The organism is Staphylococcus sp. Ze2 (assembly GCF_048568365.1).
Classification (GTDB): Bacteria; Bacillota; Bacilli; order Staphylococcales; family Staphylococcaceae; genus Staphylococcus; species Staphylococcus xylosus.
In genome coordinates, this window is the sequence record NZ_CP183486.1 from 1,440,896 (window position 1) to 1,456,877 (window position 15,982).

The following is a 15,982-nucleotide window of genomic DNA, read 5'->3' on the forward strand; positions in this document are numbered from 1 at the left end:
TTTATAAAAATATATACCCTTAGAACTTACATTTTTTCTGTTCCTAAGGGTGCTTTTATTGTAAACTAGAAAAAGGCACGTTAATAGGAGTGTTAAACATGAATGTCTTTCAAATGAGAGATAAGTTAAAAGATCGATTGAACCATCTAGACGTTAAATTTAGTTTTAATCGTGATGAAGAAACCTTACGTATATCTAGGGTAGATAATGATAAAGGTGTGACTGTTAAACTCTCTCCGATTGTAGCTAAATATAAATCGCAAAAAGAAAAAATAGTTGATGAAATTGTCTATTATGTGGAAGAAGCTGTAGCACAAATGAATGACGCAGCATTATCTAATACTGATGATATTAAAGTAATGCCAGTATTAAGATCGCCAAGTTTTGATAAGAAAGACAAAAGTGGAAATGCATTTGTTATAGATGAACATACTGCAGAAACTAATATATACTATGCGATGGATTTAGGTAAGTCCTATCGTCTAATTGATGAAAAAACTCTAGAACAAATGAACCTAACTAAACAGCAATTAAAAGAAATGGCGTTATTTAACGTAAGAAAGTTAGAAAATAAATATACGACCGATGAAGTAAAAGGTAATATATTCTATTTTGTTAATACCAATGATGGTTATGATGCTAGTAGAGTATTAAACACTTCATTCTTAAATAATATACAAGAACAATGTGAAGGCGAAATGTTAGTAGCGGTGCCACACCAAGATGTATTAATCATAGCTGATATAAGAAATAAAACAGGTTATGACGTGATGGCACACTTAACTATGGAGTTTTTTACAAATGGTTTAGTGCCAATTACTTCACTATCTTTAGGATATGATAAAGGCCACTTTGAACCTATTTTTATTTTAGGTAAAAATAATAAACAAAAAAGAGATCCAAATGTAATACAAAGATTAGAAGCTACAAGAAAACAATACGAAAATAAAGATAAGAAGTAAGGAGTAAATTTTAATGAATCTTTTTTATAATAAACAAGCAGTAGGTGATGTAGCATTTTTACAAATAGAGCCTGCTAATGGTGAATTTAACTATGAATATAAAGGTGATGTCGTTGAGATCCAACATGAAAATAAAGTTGTAGGATTCAACATATTTAATGCGTCATATAAAACATCTATAGATGGCAACGGGCACGTTAAATTAAATGAAACTTTAGTGAATGAATTTCAAACAGCTATTGAAGAAGCTGGATTTACTTATAAGTTAGATACCGACTTTTCACCTAAATTTGTAGTAGGCTATGTTGAGACAAAAGAAAAACATCCAGATGCTGATAAATTAAGTGTGTTGCGTGTTGATGTTGCTACAGAAAAATTACAAATTGTTTGCGGTGCAGCTAATATTGAAGCAGGGCAAAAGGTTGTTGTAGCTAAAGTTGGAGCTGTTATGCCTAGCGGTATGGTGATAAAGGATGCTGAACTTAGAGGCGTTGCGTCAAGTGGTATGATTTGTTCAATGAAAGAGTTAGAATTACCGAACGCACCACAAGAAAAAGGTATTATGGTCTTATCTGATGATTATACAGTAGGGCAAGCATTTTTTGAAGAATAAAAGGAGGTAATGTGCGTATGAGCTGGTTCGACAAGTTATTTGGAGAAGATAATGACTCAAGTGAAGATTATCTTAATAAAAGAAGCCAACGACGTCAAAAAGCTACACAACAAGAGAATCAAGATTCATTACTTCCTCAGAACAATGATGTTTATGAAAGACCAAAAGGAAAGTTTAGATTTCCAATGCATATTTTGGAAGAAGCAAATGAAACAAATAACATAAATGACGATGCAAATGTAGACAACACGAATTCTGAAGTTAATGATAATCATACTTATCGCAAAAATGATAATAATTTAAGTGTTAACCACAAACAAAGAAGACGTAGACAAATGTATGAAAAAGACGTCTCTAGCAACGTTAATTCGAAACGAGCAGAACAAAATAGCACACGTGATGAGTCAGTTTCTGAACCGAAAAGTGAACAGAGAAGTCACAAAGGTAAAAGAATGAGAATTCAGACGGATGTTTTGCGTGCAAATGCGACTTCAAAGCATAAATCTAATACACCTAGTTACCATCAAAGCGATTTTAAAGCAAGTGAAGTTCCTTCTGCGATTTTTGGTACAAAAAAACCTAGTCCATTAGTTAATGGCGTTATAAAACAGAATCAGCAGTCCGAAACTGATTCATATGCCGATGAAGTAAGTTTGGAATTTGATAAAAAGAATCAATCTAATTCTCAAAATCCGACTTCAAATGAAACGACATTTTATAATGATCAATATGCCGATGATTTTAATGAAGATAATAATGATGTGTTATCTGCATCAACTATTGAACAAGCAGAAGATAGTGCAGATGAAGAAGAAAAAACACAAAATGACTCGTTTGATGCAACAGATATCACCAAACAAGAACCTCTTGCTAAACGTGCAAAAATGGATAATACAATTCATTTTGAAAATATTTATGCTTCACAAATTGTTGAAGAAATACGTCGTGAACGTGAAAGAAAAGTGCTTCAAAAGCGTCAGTTTAAAAAAGCCTTACAACAAAAGCGTCATGAGCATCAAGAGAAGCAAGAAGATAGTATACAAAAAGCAATCGATGAAATGTATGCCAAACAAGCTCAAAACTACATAGGTGAAAGCTCGTTAGATGCTGAAGAACAAACGACAAATGCTACTGAAGTTGATTCGGAAGCATCAGTTCAAGACGTTTCAAATACTAGCGCTATGCAAGATACATCTGCCAATCAGCAAGAAGAGAAGATTGACTCAACGTATAAATACGAAGAAATTAATTTAGATAATATTCGTGATATACATACAATCAATGACGAGTATGTAAATGTTGATTCTGAAATACAAGCAGAAAGAAATGTTACAGAATCTCCAGAGATTAACGACGATATGTCTGAAGATAAAGTTGATAATGAATCTTACGACTTAACCAATACACTTGGCGAGACATCTTCAGATGAGGTAGTTAATTCACAATCCAACGAAAACCTCAATATAGATACAACTGAAATACAAGCAGAAGCATTAGAAAGTCAAAATGCAGAAACTGAAGATACTGATATAGCAGATGCGTATTACAGAGAGTTAGGAGATAATGATACGAGTCAATCGACTTTATCAAATAATGAGCCCTTACATTCAACTGAAGATGATACAAAAGAAAATGTAGAAACAGCACAGGTGGCTGAATCCGAAGAAATCGTAAACGACTCCCCTGAATCTGGCAGTCCATCGCTATCAGTTGAAGCTAATAGCAAAGACTCAAATATATCTCATTCAGAAGAAAATGCAGTGGATGATATAGATGTTAATCTTTCAAAAGGAAATCATGGTAATACAGAATTCTCACAAGATAAAGATTTAGATGAACAAGAAACAAATGATACAGTAGATTCAAAAGTTGATACTAGTAAAGCAATACAACATACTCAGTCAACTCAAGCAAAATCAACTATTAATAAAGGGAGTAAGCCTTTCAATGTAGTCATGACTCCTTCAGATAAAAAACGTATGTTAGATGCAAGAAAAGCACAGCATCAAAATAGAGTGAGTTCGACTGAAAACCATGCGACTCATCATGCTACAAATGATAATACTTCTGAACTAAAGACGACAGAGCAACAGACAGAGATAGGTCATGAACTTGATTCAGAACATGAAAACCAAGCTACAATAAATGAGTCAGATAATGTTCAACAAAGTGCTTCAGAAAGTGATTTAGATAACATGTCTGATATTAAAGTTGAAACATTATCCGATGAAACAGCAACAAATACAACAGGAAATAATTATGATGAAGCTAAAACAACGAATAGTAACAAGCAACAATCTGATAAATTAGATACATCCAAAGATAACAATGTTGTTAGCAATCATCAGTCTGTTAATCCAGATGAGTACTCTGGACAATCTGTTCAAGAACCATTGTTAAAACCAGAGCCTACTTCACAGCTAGGTGGTACAAAGACATCAAATGAGAATGAAAATAAACCCACTATACGTCGAGGACCAAATATTAAATTACCGAATGTAGAATTATTAGAAGCGCCTAAACAACACGAAGTAGATGAATCTTGGATAGAAGATAAAAAACAAGAGTTAAATGAAGCTTTCTATTATTTCAATGTGCCAGCAGAGGTACAGAATGTAACAGAAGGTCCAAGTGTAACGCGCTTTGAATTATCTGTTGAAAAAGGTGTCAAAGTTTCAAGAATCACTGCCTTACAAGATGATATAAAGATGGCGTTAGCTGCGAAGGATATTCGTATTGAGGCGCCGATAGCCGGCACGAGTTTAGTAGGTATAGAAGTACCAAATCAAAATTCAACAATAGTAAATTTACGTTCAATAATTGAAGAGCCTGCATTTAAAAATTCAGAATCTAAGTTAACTGTAGCCATGGGTCTAAGAATTAACAATGAGCCTTTATTAATGGATATATCCAAAACACCACATGCTTTAATAGCCGGTGCTACAGGTTCTGGTAAATCAGTATGCATAAATAGTATTTTAATGTCTTTACTATATAAAAATCACCCAGAAGAGTTGAAATTACTGTTAATCGATCCGAAAATGGTTGAATTGGCTCCATATAATGATTTGCCACATTTAGTTTCGCCAGTAATTACAGATGTAAAAGCAGCTACTCAAAGTTTGAAATGGGCTGTTGACGAGATGGAAAGACGTTACAAAGTCTTTGCTAAATATCATGTGAGAAATATTACCGCTTTTAATAAGAAAGCAACATATGAGGATAGAATGCCAAAAATTGTTATTGTTATAGATGAGTTAGCAGATTTAATGATGATGGCACCACAAGAAGTTGAGCAATCAATTGCTCGTATAGCACAAAAAGCACGTGCTTGTGGTATTCATATGTTAGTTGCAACGCAAAGACCATCAGTCAATGTAATAACAGGTTTAATTAAGGCAAATATTCCAACGAGAGTTGCATTTATGGTATCGTCAAGCGTTGATTCTCGTACCATTTTAGATAGTGGTGGCGCAGAACGCTTACTGGGATATGGTGATATGCTTTATCTTGGCAGTGGGATGAATAAACCAATTCGTGTTCAGGGGACTTTTGTATCTGATGATGAAATTGATGATGTAGTCGATTTTATTAAAGAACAAAGAGAACCAGAATATTTATTCGAAGAAAAAGAATTATTGAAGAAAACTGAAAGTCAACCGCAAGACGATTTATTCGATGACGTGTGTCAGTTTATGTTGAATGAGGGACATATCTCAACTTCATTAATACAACGACATTTCCAAATTGGTTACAATCGTGCAGCCAGAATAGTTGATCAATTAGAACAACTAGGTTATGTTTCGGGAGCTAATGGTTCAAAACCAAGAGATGTATACATTACAGAATCAGATTTAAATGAGAATTAATATAGAGATAAAGGAGTGTTTTTATGACACATTATCATTTTGTTGGCATAAAAGGTGCCGGTATGAGTTCATTAGCACAAATCATGCGTGATCTTGGAAATGAAGTTCAAGGTTCAGATATTCAAAATTATGTTTTTACAGAAGTAGCTTTAAAAAATAATGGTATTAAAATTTTACCTTTCAATGCGGATAATATAAAAGAAGATATGGTTATCGTACAAGGTAATGCATTTCCAGACACACATGAGGAAATTGTACGCGCACATGAATTAAAAATAGAAGTTATTCGCTATCATGACTTCTTAGGTCATATTATCAATCAATATACGTCTGTAGCAGTTACAGGTGCACATGGTAAGACCTCCACTACAGGTCTATTATCACACGTCATGAATGGTGATAAAAAGACATCATTCCTAATTGGTGATGGTACTGGTTTGGGTATTCCAGCAAGTGATTATTTCGCATTCGAAGCTTGTGAATACCGTAGACATTTCTTAAGTTATCATCCAGATTACGCGATTATGACAAATATAGATTTTGATCATCCAGACTATTTTAAAGATGTGGATGATGTATTCAATGCGTTCCAAGAAATGGCGCAGAATGTGAAAAAGGCTATCATTGCATGGGGCGATGATGAGTATTTACAAAAAATAGAAGCTGATGTACCAGTTTACTATTATGGTTTTTCTAAAGATGACGATGTTTATGCAGATAACTTAAAAATTAGTGAAAAAGGTACTCAATTTGATGTTTACATTAAGAACGAATACTATGACACATTCCTTTCACCACAATTTGGTGACCATAACATTCTAAATGGTCTTGCTGTAATCACAATAAGCTATTTAGAGAGCCTAAACGTAGACAATATCAAAGCTGCGTTAGAAACGTTTGGTGGCGTTAAGAGAAGATTCAATGAGACAAAAATTGGGAATCAAGTATTAGTTGATGATTATGCGCACCACCCTAGAGAAATTAGTGCTACAATTGAAACAGCGAGAAAGAAATACCCTAATAAAGATGTTATTGCTGTTTTTCAACCTCATACGTTTAGTAGAACTCAAGCATTTTTAGATGAATTTGCAGAATGCTTAAGTTTGGCTGACACAACATTCTTATGTGAGATTTTTGGTTCTATAAGAGAAAATACTGGTAATTTAACGATTCAAGATTTGATTCAAAGAATCGATGGCGCAAAGCTAATCGATGAGGAAAGTGTAAGCATATTAGAACAATATAGTAATTCAGTCATTCTATTTATGGGTGCTGGCGATATACAAAAAATTCAACGTGCTTATATGGAAAAAGTTGGTGTCACTTCGTCATTTTAGTATGTTTATGTTAAAATGATGGGGGTATTTATATTAAATAACAACATATGATTAATAGGAGGCGTTTTTAATGGAATGGATTTTACCTATAGCTGGAATTATTGCGGCGATTGCATTTCTAATATTAGTAATTGGTATCGTTGTAGTTTTACTTTCAGTTAAGAAGAATTTAGATCACGTTGCAAAAACACTTGATGGAGTTGAAGGACAAATTCAAGGTATTACACGTGAATCTACAGATTTACTTCACAAAGCGAATCGCTTAACTGAAGATATTCAAGATAAATCAGATCGTTTAAACTCAGTAGTTGATGCTGTTAAAGGTATCGGTGATTCTGTACAAACTTTAAATGGTTCGGTTGATCGAGTTACAAACTCAATTACGCACAACATTTCTCAAAATGAAGATAAAATTTCTCAAGTTGTACAATGGTCAAATGTAGCAATGGAAGTTGCTGATAAATGGCAAAACAGAAGAAATCGTAGAGATAGTGCAAATTATAAAGCGAGCAGTGTAGCAAACGATACTAATCATAGCTATACTACACGTGTAGATAACAAATAATTCATATATTAAAAAACAAATGCACTTAAATGAGGTTTGAAACTTATTTAAGTGCATTTGTTATAGGGGGCATTCAATTATGAAATACTATAATCGAGATAATTATGAAAGAAACTTAGAAAGTTATCAAGTACCAGAATATTTTACTAAAGGTGCCAGAAATGAATTTGTGTATGGATTTATTGTAGGTGCTGTGATTGGTTCAGCTTTAGGTTTAGTTTCCATTAGTAAATCTAGATCTTCTGATAAAAATGTTCCAGAAAATAAAGAACAATTTAAATCGAATATTGTTGCACAAAGTGAACAAGAAAAACAAGATGCTGAAAATAAATTAGCAGGGATGAAATCAACTATTGCAGAATCTCAAAAAAATAACACAGAAGTAACAGATGAAGAATTAGCAGCCCAAAAAGTTGCTATTCAAAAAGAATCATCCGATAATGATTTAGCTAATATGTCACCTGAGGCACAAGAACAGCAAAAAGCAAAAAATGAAAATAATAATGACGTAGTATCTAATGATTTAGCTACTGAACATATTGACCCAGATGCTAATCCAACTGAAGATGAGATTAGTGCTCAACAAAACGCTATAAAAGAAGAAACAGCGGATAATTCAGGTGTTGACGCAAGCTCTACAGCTGACTCAGATCAAAATGAAGGCATCAATGGTAAAACAGCTGCAGCAACTGCAAGTGGCGCTATTGTTGCAGGTGGTTTAGCAAGTGCGGCGCAAAACAAAAAAGAAGCTTTAAATAATGATTCAGAGGTTTCAGAAAACACTTCAAAATTAATAAACGAAGATGATAAACCAAAACAATCAGCTAAAGATGCGCCAAATTTAGTGACAAAAGAAGCAACTAATGAGTCATCTTCATATGATAAGGATAAGTCTGAAACAGCTACTACTGGTATAGTTACTGCATCAGGCTTAGCATTAGCAGCTCATAATAAGCAAAATGCAATAAAAAATAATCAAAGCATTGCAGAGAATACAGCTAATTTATTAATACCAGAATCACCAAAGCAAGCTAAAAATCAATCGGTACCAAATTTAATTACTCCAAATGTTGGAAATGCAGTAGAATCTACTGATAAAGTAGACAACAGTGCGGATAAAAATAACAAAAAAACAACAACTACAGAAATTCCTAAGCCAACAGCAGCTGAACAACGCGTTCAACAAACACATAAGACGGTATCATTTAAAGATGGTATTATTGTCCATGATGGCGCTACTAGAAATTTAAGCGAACAATCAGTTGAACAAAGTAATGCACAGCAAAATGATGATAAATCAACAGTGAAAACAAATGATGGTATTATAAACCATGATGAATCACAGAGTGCTGATAAAACGTCAAAATCAACCCAAAGTAAATCAACTAAAAAAACTTATACTAAAAATAGACCGCAAGTGAATAAGTCAGAGAAAGCTAAAAGTAAAATCGATAAAAGAACTTTCAATGATTAATTCAAATACAAAGAAAGGGTCCAAGACATAAATATTTGTTTTGGATTCTTTTTATTTTATATGAACTAACAACTAGATGAGCAATCAATTAAATCTCATTGATTGATAGCGCAATAAATTATTTTCTATACGTGCACTTGTTACTTTCTTGTTGAATGCTAAATTCTATACATAAATTACTTAAATTAATATTATAAAAAAATATTGAAAAACATATAATAGTGTAAAAATGGGCTAGATATTGACTGAAAATTCAGTTATCATTAATGTTATTCACTTTTAAAGTGATTTTTTTCAATCGCTACTTGAACTTCTAAGTAGTTCTTGTTAGAATAACGTTTAACAAATATTTTATCGCTTTAAAGCAGAATAAAATATCGTTTTTTAAATTTTTCATAGAGGTGAATAAAAATGACAGACAAATTAAAAGAATACAGAGATGAGATAGTTGAAATAAACGAAGAGATTTTAGGTCTATTATCTAAAAGAGGAAAAATAGCACAAAAAATAGGTGAGGAAAAACGTAAACAAGGCACACTTGTATATGATCCTCAGCGTGAAAAAGAAATGATTAATCAATTATTAGATAAGAATGAAGGACCATTCAATGACAATGTAATCAAACAATTGTTTAAAGAAATTTTTAAAGCCTCTACTGATTTGCAAAAATCTGAAAATGAAAAACACTTATATGTATCTAGAAAATTAAAACCAGAAGATACAATTGTTCAATTTGATAATGGAGGTATTATTGGGGATGGCAATAAATCATTTGTATTTGGACCATGTTCAGTAGAATCTCAAGAACAAGTTGATGCCGTTGCAGCTAATTTACAAGCTAGAGGAGAAAAATTCATTAGAGGTGGAGCATTTAAACCACGTACATCTCCTTATGATTTCCAAGGATTAGGTGTTGAAGGACTAAAAATACTTAAAAATACTAAAGATAAATACGGTTTAAATGTCGTTAGTGAAATAGTTAACCCAGCAGACTTTGAAGTAGCTGATGAATACTTAGATGTATTCCAGATTGGTGCACGTAACATGCAAAACTTCGAATTGCTTAAAGAAGCAGGTCGTTCAAACAAGCCTGTATTACTAAAACGTGGCTTATCAGCTACAATTGAAGAATTTATATATGCAGCTGAATACATTGCTTCACAAGGTAATGAAAATATTATCTTATGTGAACGTGGTATCCGCACATATGAAAAAGCAACAAGAAATACTTTAGATATTTCTGCTGTACCTATCTTAAAACAAGGTACGCACTTACCAGTTATGGTTGATGTTACTCACAGTACTGGACGTAAAGACATTATGATTCCAACGGCAAAAGCTGGCTTAGCAGTTGGTGCTGACGGTATTATGGCTGAAGTACATCCTGATCCATCTGTTGCATTAAGTGATAGTGGACAGCAAATGGACTTCAATGAATTTGATAAATTCTACAATGAAATTAAACCACTTGCAGATATGTATAACAGTAAAAAACTTAAATAATAATTGCAAAGTTTGAGGCAATATTGCTATAAGGCTGGGACAAATATAATTGTCTCAGCCTTAATTATTGTATTGTGATAATTAAGGCTATTATATGAGCTCTAGTTCTAGTTAACATTTTATAACTACTTACCTTATTTTACTTTGGCGAGGGGAACGACGAAATTATTTTAAACATATTAGATTTCTGTCTCGCTACTTTTCTTTTTCAGCGATAATATGAGATTATCTTTGTTCATAGTTTATTTTTAGATATTACATGTAATCTCATTTTATATATAAAGTGAGGTAGCATTTTTACATCTTTAATTTTATCCATTTAGATTATAGTGGAAATTTAAAACATATAATATAATCCAGTTTTTTAATACTATGAAATGAAAAACATTATAACAATCTAAACAAAATGATTTTACATTTTCTGAAAATGTGGTAAACTTTGAAAATATTATGAAAACAGATTATAATAATAAAGAAATCGCTTTCAAGGAGGAAAATATGACTGTTACAATATATGATGTGGCTAGAGAAGCTAGAGTTTCTATGGCAACCGTTTCTCGTGTAGTTAATGGCAACCAAAATGTTAAGCCTGAAACACGTGACAAAGTAAACGAAGTTATTAAGAAGTTAAACTATCGTCCAAATGCAGTAGCAAGAGGATTAGCAAGTAAACGTACAACAACAGTTGGCGTTATTATTCCAGATATCTCAAATGTGTATTATTCACAATTAGCACGTGGTTTAGAAGATATTGCAACAATGTATAAATACCATTCTATTATTTCAAATTCTGATAATGATCCTAGTAAGGAAAAAGAGATTTTTAATAATCTACTAAGTAAACAAGTGGATGGTATCATTTTCTTAGGAGGTACAATCTCTGAAGAAATAAAAGATTTAATTAATAAATCTTCCGTACCAGTAGTTGTCTCAGGTACAAATGGTAAAGATGAAGGTATCTCATCAGTAAACATCGATTTTGAATCTGCTGCTAAAGAAATAACAGAACATCTCATAGAAAAGGGAGCTAAATCATTTGCCTTTGTAGGTGGAGATTATTCTAAGAAAGCACAAGAAGACGTGTTAGTAGGATTAAAAGATGTATTGGTTCAACATGAATTAGAACTAGACGAACAATTAATCTTTAATGGAAATGAAACATATAAAGATGGGTTACGTGCGTTTGAATCGTTAGCAACTGCAAAACCTGATGCAATCTTATCAATCAGTGATGAACAAGCTATCGGCCTAGTACATGCTGCTCAAGACGCTGGAGTAAATGTGCCGAATGATTTACAAATTGTTAGCTTTAATAATACAAGACTTGTTGAAATGGTTAGACCACAACTTTCCAGTGTTATTCAACCATTGTACGACATTGGTGCAGTAGGTATGAGATTACTTACAAAATATATGAATGAAGAAGATATTGATGAGCCTAATGTAATTTTACCTCACAGAATTGAATACAGAGGTACTACAAAATAATTCATATATTTATTTGGAAATTATAATAGGAGTGAGACGTAAATTTCACGACTCAAAATAAGAGCGTTAATTTATAATGAGTTAGCTCTATTTTATATTTAAAATCTTGTGGTTAGGTTGTCTGTGTTTGTTAAGAAATAGTATGGTTCTCGAGCCTGTATACCTTTATACATTTACTTACTTCGAACAATAGGCATGCTACAAAATCATTAAAAATTTCATGAAACAAATAAGCATCAATTTCTATTAAAATATCTAGAAATTGATGCTTATTTTTTGCTATGACAACTTTACTTTTTAACTTGATAATTGTAATCTTATTCAAACCAGCTCAACACTTTTTGGGCCTGTTTCATATTAATCTCACTTATTTCTTTTCTTCGAGGTATTTCTATATAATTCTCTTTATCATCACTCCAATTGGTAGGGAGTGCACAAGTAGCATAAGGTTGCCATTTGGTAAGCCAACGTTCTGGAAGGTTACCTGTTGGAGGTTGTTCACCTATTAAGGCTAAGAATATATGAGACCATGCACGTGGTACAACTTTCCATATATTATAGCCGCCACCACCAAACATAATAACCTTACCTTGTGTATATGTATCAGCAAGTGATTTGACAATATATGGTATTTCATAAAGTGTATTTAATGTACAGCTCATATGTGTAAGTGGGTCAAGATAATGCACATCCACACCATGTACACTTACAATAATATCTGGTTTGAATGATGCTACAACAGGTTCAATGGTTTGTTTAAAAACATCTAAAAAGGATTGATCTTCAGTATAAGGTTCTAACGGTATATTAACCGTATATCCGAATCCTTTTTCAGCACCACGCTCTGTATAATGTCCTGAGCCCGGAAACAAAAACTTTCCTGTTTCATGTATGGAATAGATTAAAGCTTGATCATTAGTGTAGAAACTCCATTGAGTACCATCACCATGATGGGCGTCCGTATCAATACACAGAACCCGTTGATTATATTTTTGCATTAAATATGAAATTGTAATGGCAACATCGTTATAAATACAAAAGCCATTTGCACGTCCAGGAAGACTATGATGTAAGCCACCACCTAAATGACACCCGTTTGTTAACGTACCACTCATAATTTGATCTGCTAAATTCAAAGCACCTCCAACAATACGTGCACTATGTTTATGCATCATTCTAAATTGAAGTGTATCTTCACCGTCTAAACCATACTTTTTAGCCTCATTTTCACTTAAAATACCATGAGAAGCATGTCTTATTGCTTGTATATAATCATAGGCGTGTATTAGCGATAATTCATCATCTGTTGCAATTCTGGGTGATATAATGTGATGTTGCTTTAATTGTCCTAGTTCCATAAGCAATTCTGTCGTTAATTTTAATCTCATTTGGTTAAATGGATGTTTATTACTAAAACGATATTGTAAAAGTTCATTAGCGTAAACATAGCCTGTTGTTTGTTGCATATTACTCATATTTTTATCCCCTTTAAAAGAAAAATCGATTCATAAATCTAATATCATCAAACGCTTGTAATTGTTCAATAGAAATTCTTGAACCGATTCTGGCCATCAAACAATTTGCTGGATGACTCGTAATTTCTGGATCGTCTGTAGCAAAAATCTCAAGGCCCCCATATCCCATAAGTTTTTGCATTAATTTTTTATATTCATATACATCGAGACCTGAATTTTTTAAATCCCAGTGCCAATAATATTCTGTCGTTAATACAATGTAGTCTTCATATTCATCTGCAGAGAGACTAACTTTAATCAATTCACTCCCTAAATGTAAGTGCCTATAGGGCAAACTGATTTCAATTGCGCCTAATTCTATCAAGTATTCTAAATCACCGCTCGACCATCTTTCTAAAGGATCAGGATAATGAAAAGTAACGTATCCAATAATGTGTTGGTCTTTCCGTAATATAAATATTCTACCTTCTTCTAATTCACTAATTTCTTTAACTGCTTCAAATTGATCTTTCGGTGGACGAAAGGCAGACAAACCTTCATCAAATGTCATTGTTTCAAGTTTGCTACATGAAATAGGCCCTTCAATAACAAACTGTCCTTCGTCTAACTGATATGTTTGGGATTGATACGTTTTAATATGTTTCATTTTTTCACTCCAAACTACCACATGGTATTCTGTAATCAATCTTATTATTTATATTATAAGTGATAATTGAATAAAATAAAATGTAAATGAATTCGCTTACAGTAATTATTTTGAAAATTTTGAAAATGTTAGTTATAATAATTTTTGAAGAGACGATTTCATTCAGAGGGGGATTTAAAATGAAAGTAGAAGTATATAAAGGGGAAAGTGGAAATTTTAACCTTCAAGACTATGAAAAAGAATATAATCAATTTGATTGGCAAGAAGTAGAAAAATCATTTTCATGGTATGAAACAGGAAATGTGAATATGGCACATGAATGTATTGATCGTCATGTAGATGAAGGTAAAGGGGAAAAAATTGCCTTACATTATAAAGATGATCAACGTAAAGAAAGTTATACTTTTAACGATATGAAAGCAAATAGTAATAAAGCAGCAAACGTGCTTAAAAATAAAGCTAGTATTGAAAAAGGAGATCGTGTTTTTGTATTTATGCCGAGAACACCGGAACTCTATTTTGCTCTTTTTGGAACTTTAAAAATTGGTGCCATCGTCGGTCCTTTATTTGAAGCATTTATGGAAAAAGCGGTTGGCGATAGATTAGAGAACAGTGAAGCTAAAGTTATTATTACTACGAATGCATTATTACCTAGAATACCAAAAGATAAATTACCACATTTAGAAACAATTGTTGTGGTAGATGATGAAGTAGATGACGCTTACGTAGATTTTAATACTGAATTTGAGCAGGCAAGCGATCAATTTGATACTGAATGGTTATCTTTAGATGATGGTTTAATCTTGCATTACACTTCAGGTTCTACAGGACAACCAAAAGGTGTATTACATGCACAAAGAGCTATGTTATTACATTATATTTCTGGTAAATATGTATTAGACTTTAAAGAAAATGATGTTTATTGGTGTACTGCCGACCCAGGTTGGGTAACGGGGACATCTTATGGGATATTTAGTCCTTGGTTAAATGGTGTCACAAACTGTATTGCTGGAGGTAGATTTTCACCTGAAGCTTGGTATGGCATGATTGAAGAGTTTAAAGTTACGATATGGTATACAGCACCGACAGCATTAAGAATGTTGATGAGTGCGGGTGACGATATAATTGAAAAATTTGATTTATCATCTGTTAAAAGCATCTTATCCGTTGGTGAACCATTGAATCCTGAAGTCATCAAATGGGCTAAAGACGTCTTTGGTAAACGTGTACTTGATACATGGTGGATGACTGAAACTGGTGGTCATATGATAGTTAACTATCCTTCTATGGATGTTAAATTAGGATCTATGGGTAAACCTTTACCGGGTGTAGAAGCTACAATTATTGATGATCAAGGAAATGAACTACCGCCTAATAGAATGGGAAATCTTGCGATTAAAAAAGGATGGCCATCTATGATGGTGTCTATTTGGAAAAACCCAGAAAAATATGATTCTTATTTCATTGGTGACTGGTATGTATCTGGGGATTCTGCTTATAAAGATGAAGATGGATATTTTTGGTTCCAAGGACGCGTAGATGATGTAATTATGACAGCTGGAGAACGTGTTGGTCCATTTGAAGTAGAGTCCAAATTAGTAGAACATGAAGCAGTAGCTGAGGCGGGTGTCATTGGTAAACCTGACCCTGTCAGAGGGGAGATTATTAAAGCGTTCGTCGCTTTACGTTCTGAATATAATGAATCAGATGAATTAAAAGAAGAAATTCGTAAATTTGTTAAAGAAGGATTGGCTGCACATGCTGCACCAAGAGAAATTGAGTTTAAAGATAAGTTACCAAAAACACGTTCAGGTAAAATTATGCGCCGTGTACTTAAAGCATGGGAACTTGATTTACCAGAAGGTGATTTAAGTACAATGGAAGATTAAATAAAGTTTAATCAAAAATATAATCTATTATTATTGAACAACTAGTTATATATAAATTACTTAACTTAAACTACCTTCATATCTCTTTAAAACAGAAGAGATATGGAGGTTTTTTTAACTGAAAATTAAAAAGTGTAATATTAAACCTTTAGATGATACAT

11 protein-coding genes are annotated in these 15,982 nt (G+C 32.8%); 9 read left to right on the top strand and 2 right to left on the bottom strand.

Going from position 1 to position 15,982, the window contains the following annotated elements; all coding sequences use genetic code 11:
* Positions 1-98: 98 nt before the first annotated feature.
* The 8 genes from ACM591_RS06705 to ccpA all read left to right on the top strand — a co-directional run bounded on the left by ACM591_RS06705 (position 99) and on the right by ccpA (position 11,811).
* Positions 99-962, top strand: coding sequence for a DUF1444 domain-containing protein (locus ACM591_RS06705; RefSeq protein WP_029377021.1), 864 nt, complete (start codon positions 99-101; stop codon positions 960-962).
* Positions 963-975: 13 nt separating this feature from the next.
* Complete coding sequence (gene ytpR, locus ACM591_RS06710; protein ID WP_029377022.1) at positions 976-1,575, top strand: YtpR family tRNA-binding protein; 600 nt, start codon at positions 976-978, stop codon at positions 1,573-1,575.
* Between the two features lie 17 nt (positions 1,576-1,592).
* Positions 1,593-5,444, top strand: a complete 3,852-nt coding sequence (locus tag ACM591_RS06715; protein ID WP_418354312.1) for a DNA translocase FtsK — start codon at positions 1,593-1,595, stop codon at positions 5,442-5,444.
* Between the two features lie 23 nt (positions 5,445-5,467).
* Positions 5,468-6,781 carry a UDP-N-acetylmuramate--L-alanine ligase gene (gene murC / locus ACM591_RS06720; RefSeq protein ID WP_029377024.1) on the top strand — a complete coding sequence of 438 codons (1,314 nt, stop codon included), beginning with the start codon at positions 5,468-5,470 and terminating at the stop codon, positions 6,779-6,781.
* Positions 6,782-6,851: 70 nt separating this feature from the next.
* Positions 6,852-7,346, top strand: a complete 495-nt coding sequence (locus ACM591_RS06725; protein WP_017722163.1) for a DUF948 domain-containing protein — start codon at positions 6,852-6,854, stop codon at positions 7,344-7,346.
* A gap of 79 nt (positions 7,347-7,425) precedes the next feature.
* The gene (locus ACM591_RS06730; protein ID WP_418354313.1) at positions 7,426-8,820 is read left to right on the top strand and encodes a hypothetical protein; all 1,395 of its coding nucleotides are present in this window, start codon (positions 7,426-7,428) and stop codon (positions 8,818-8,820) included.
* 411 nt (positions 8,821-9,231) lie between these two features.
* Positions 9,232-10,323 carry a bifunctional 3-deoxy-7-phosphoheptulonate synthase/chorismate mutase gene (locus tag ACM591_RS06735; RefSeq protein WP_029377026.1) on the top strand — a complete coding sequence of 364 codons (1,092 nt, stop codon included), beginning with the start codon at positions 9,232-9,234 and terminating at the stop codon, positions 10,321-10,323.
* A 498-nt stretch (positions 10,324-10,821) separates the two neighbouring features.
* Complete coding sequence (gene ccpA / locus ACM591_RS06740; protein WP_029377027.1) at positions 10,822-11,811, top strand: catabolite control protein A; 990 nt, start codon at positions 10,822-10,824, stop codon at positions 11,809-11,811.
* Positions 11,812-12,128: 317 nt separating this feature from the next.
* Here ccpA and ACM591_RS06745 read toward each other — a convergent pair whose 3' ends face one another.
* The gene (locus tag ACM591_RS06745) at positions 12,129-13,286 is read right to left on the bottom strand and encodes an acetoin utilization protein AcuC (protein ID WP_029377029.1); all 1,158 of its coding nucleotides are present in this window, start codon (positions 13,284-13,286) and stop codon (positions 12,129-12,131) included.
* Between the two features lie 13 nt (positions 13,287-13,299).
* A complete protein-coding gene (locus ACM591_RS06750; protein WP_029377030.1) occupies positions 13,300-13,932 on the bottom strand; it encodes a GNAT family N-acetyltransferase in 633 nt (210 codons plus the stop codon).
* Positions 13,933-14,111: 179 nt separating this feature from the next.
* Here ACM591_RS06750 and acsA point away from each other — a divergent pair, with 179 nt between their 5' ends.
* Positions 14,112-15,821 (top strand): acetate--CoA ligase, encoded by a 1,710-nt coding sequence (gene acsA / locus ACM591_RS06755; RefSeq protein ID WP_058625544.1) that lies wholly within the window; start codon positions 14,112-14,114, stop codon positions 15,819-15,821.
* The last annotated feature ends 161 nt before the right edge of the window (positions 15,822-15,982 follow it).

Excerpts from the sequence above, each read along its gene's own strand:
- ACM591_RS06705 (WP_029377021.1), top strand. The coding sequence starts at position 99 with ATGAATGTCTTTCAAATGAGAGATAAGTTAAAAGATCGATTGAACCAT.
- ytpR (WP_029377022.1), top strand. The coding sequence starts at position 976 with ATGAATCTTTTTTATAATAAACAAGCAGTAGGTGATGTAGCATTTTTA.
- ACM591_RS06715 (WP_418354312.1), top strand. The coding sequence starts at position 1,593 with ATGAGCTGGTTCGACAAGTTATTTGGAGAAGATAATGACTCAAGTGAA.
- murC (WP_029377024.1), top strand. The coding sequence starts at position 5,468 with ATGACACATTATCATTTTGTTGGCATAAAAGGTGCCGGTATGAGTTCA.
- ACM591_RS06725 (WP_017722163.1), top strand. The coding sequence starts at position 6,852 with ATGGAATGGATTTTACCTATAGCTGGAATTATTGCGGCGATTGCATTT.
- ACM591_RS06730 (WP_418354313.1), top strand. The coding sequence starts at position 7,426 with ATGAAATACTATAATCGAGATAATTATGAAAGAAACTTAGAAAGTTAT.
- ACM591_RS06735 (WP_029377026.1), top strand. The coding sequence starts at position 9,232 with ATGACAGACAAATTAAAAGAATACAGAGATGAGATAGTTGAAATAAAC.
- ccpA (WP_029377027.1), top strand. The coding sequence starts at position 10,822 with ATGACTGTTACAATATATGATGTGGCTAGAGAAGCTAGAGTTTCTATG.
- ACM591_RS06745 (WP_029377029.1), bottom strand. The coding sequence starts at position 13,286 with ATGAGTAATATGCAACAAACAACAGGCTATGTTTACGCTAATGAACTT.
- ACM591_RS06750 (WP_029377030.1), bottom strand. The coding sequence starts at position 13,932 with ATGAAACATATTAAAACGTATCAATCCCAAACATATCAGTTAGACGAA.
- acsA (WP_058625544.1), top strand. The coding sequence starts at position 14,112 with ATGAAAGTAGAAGTATATAAAGGGGAAAGTGGAAATTTTAACCTTCAA.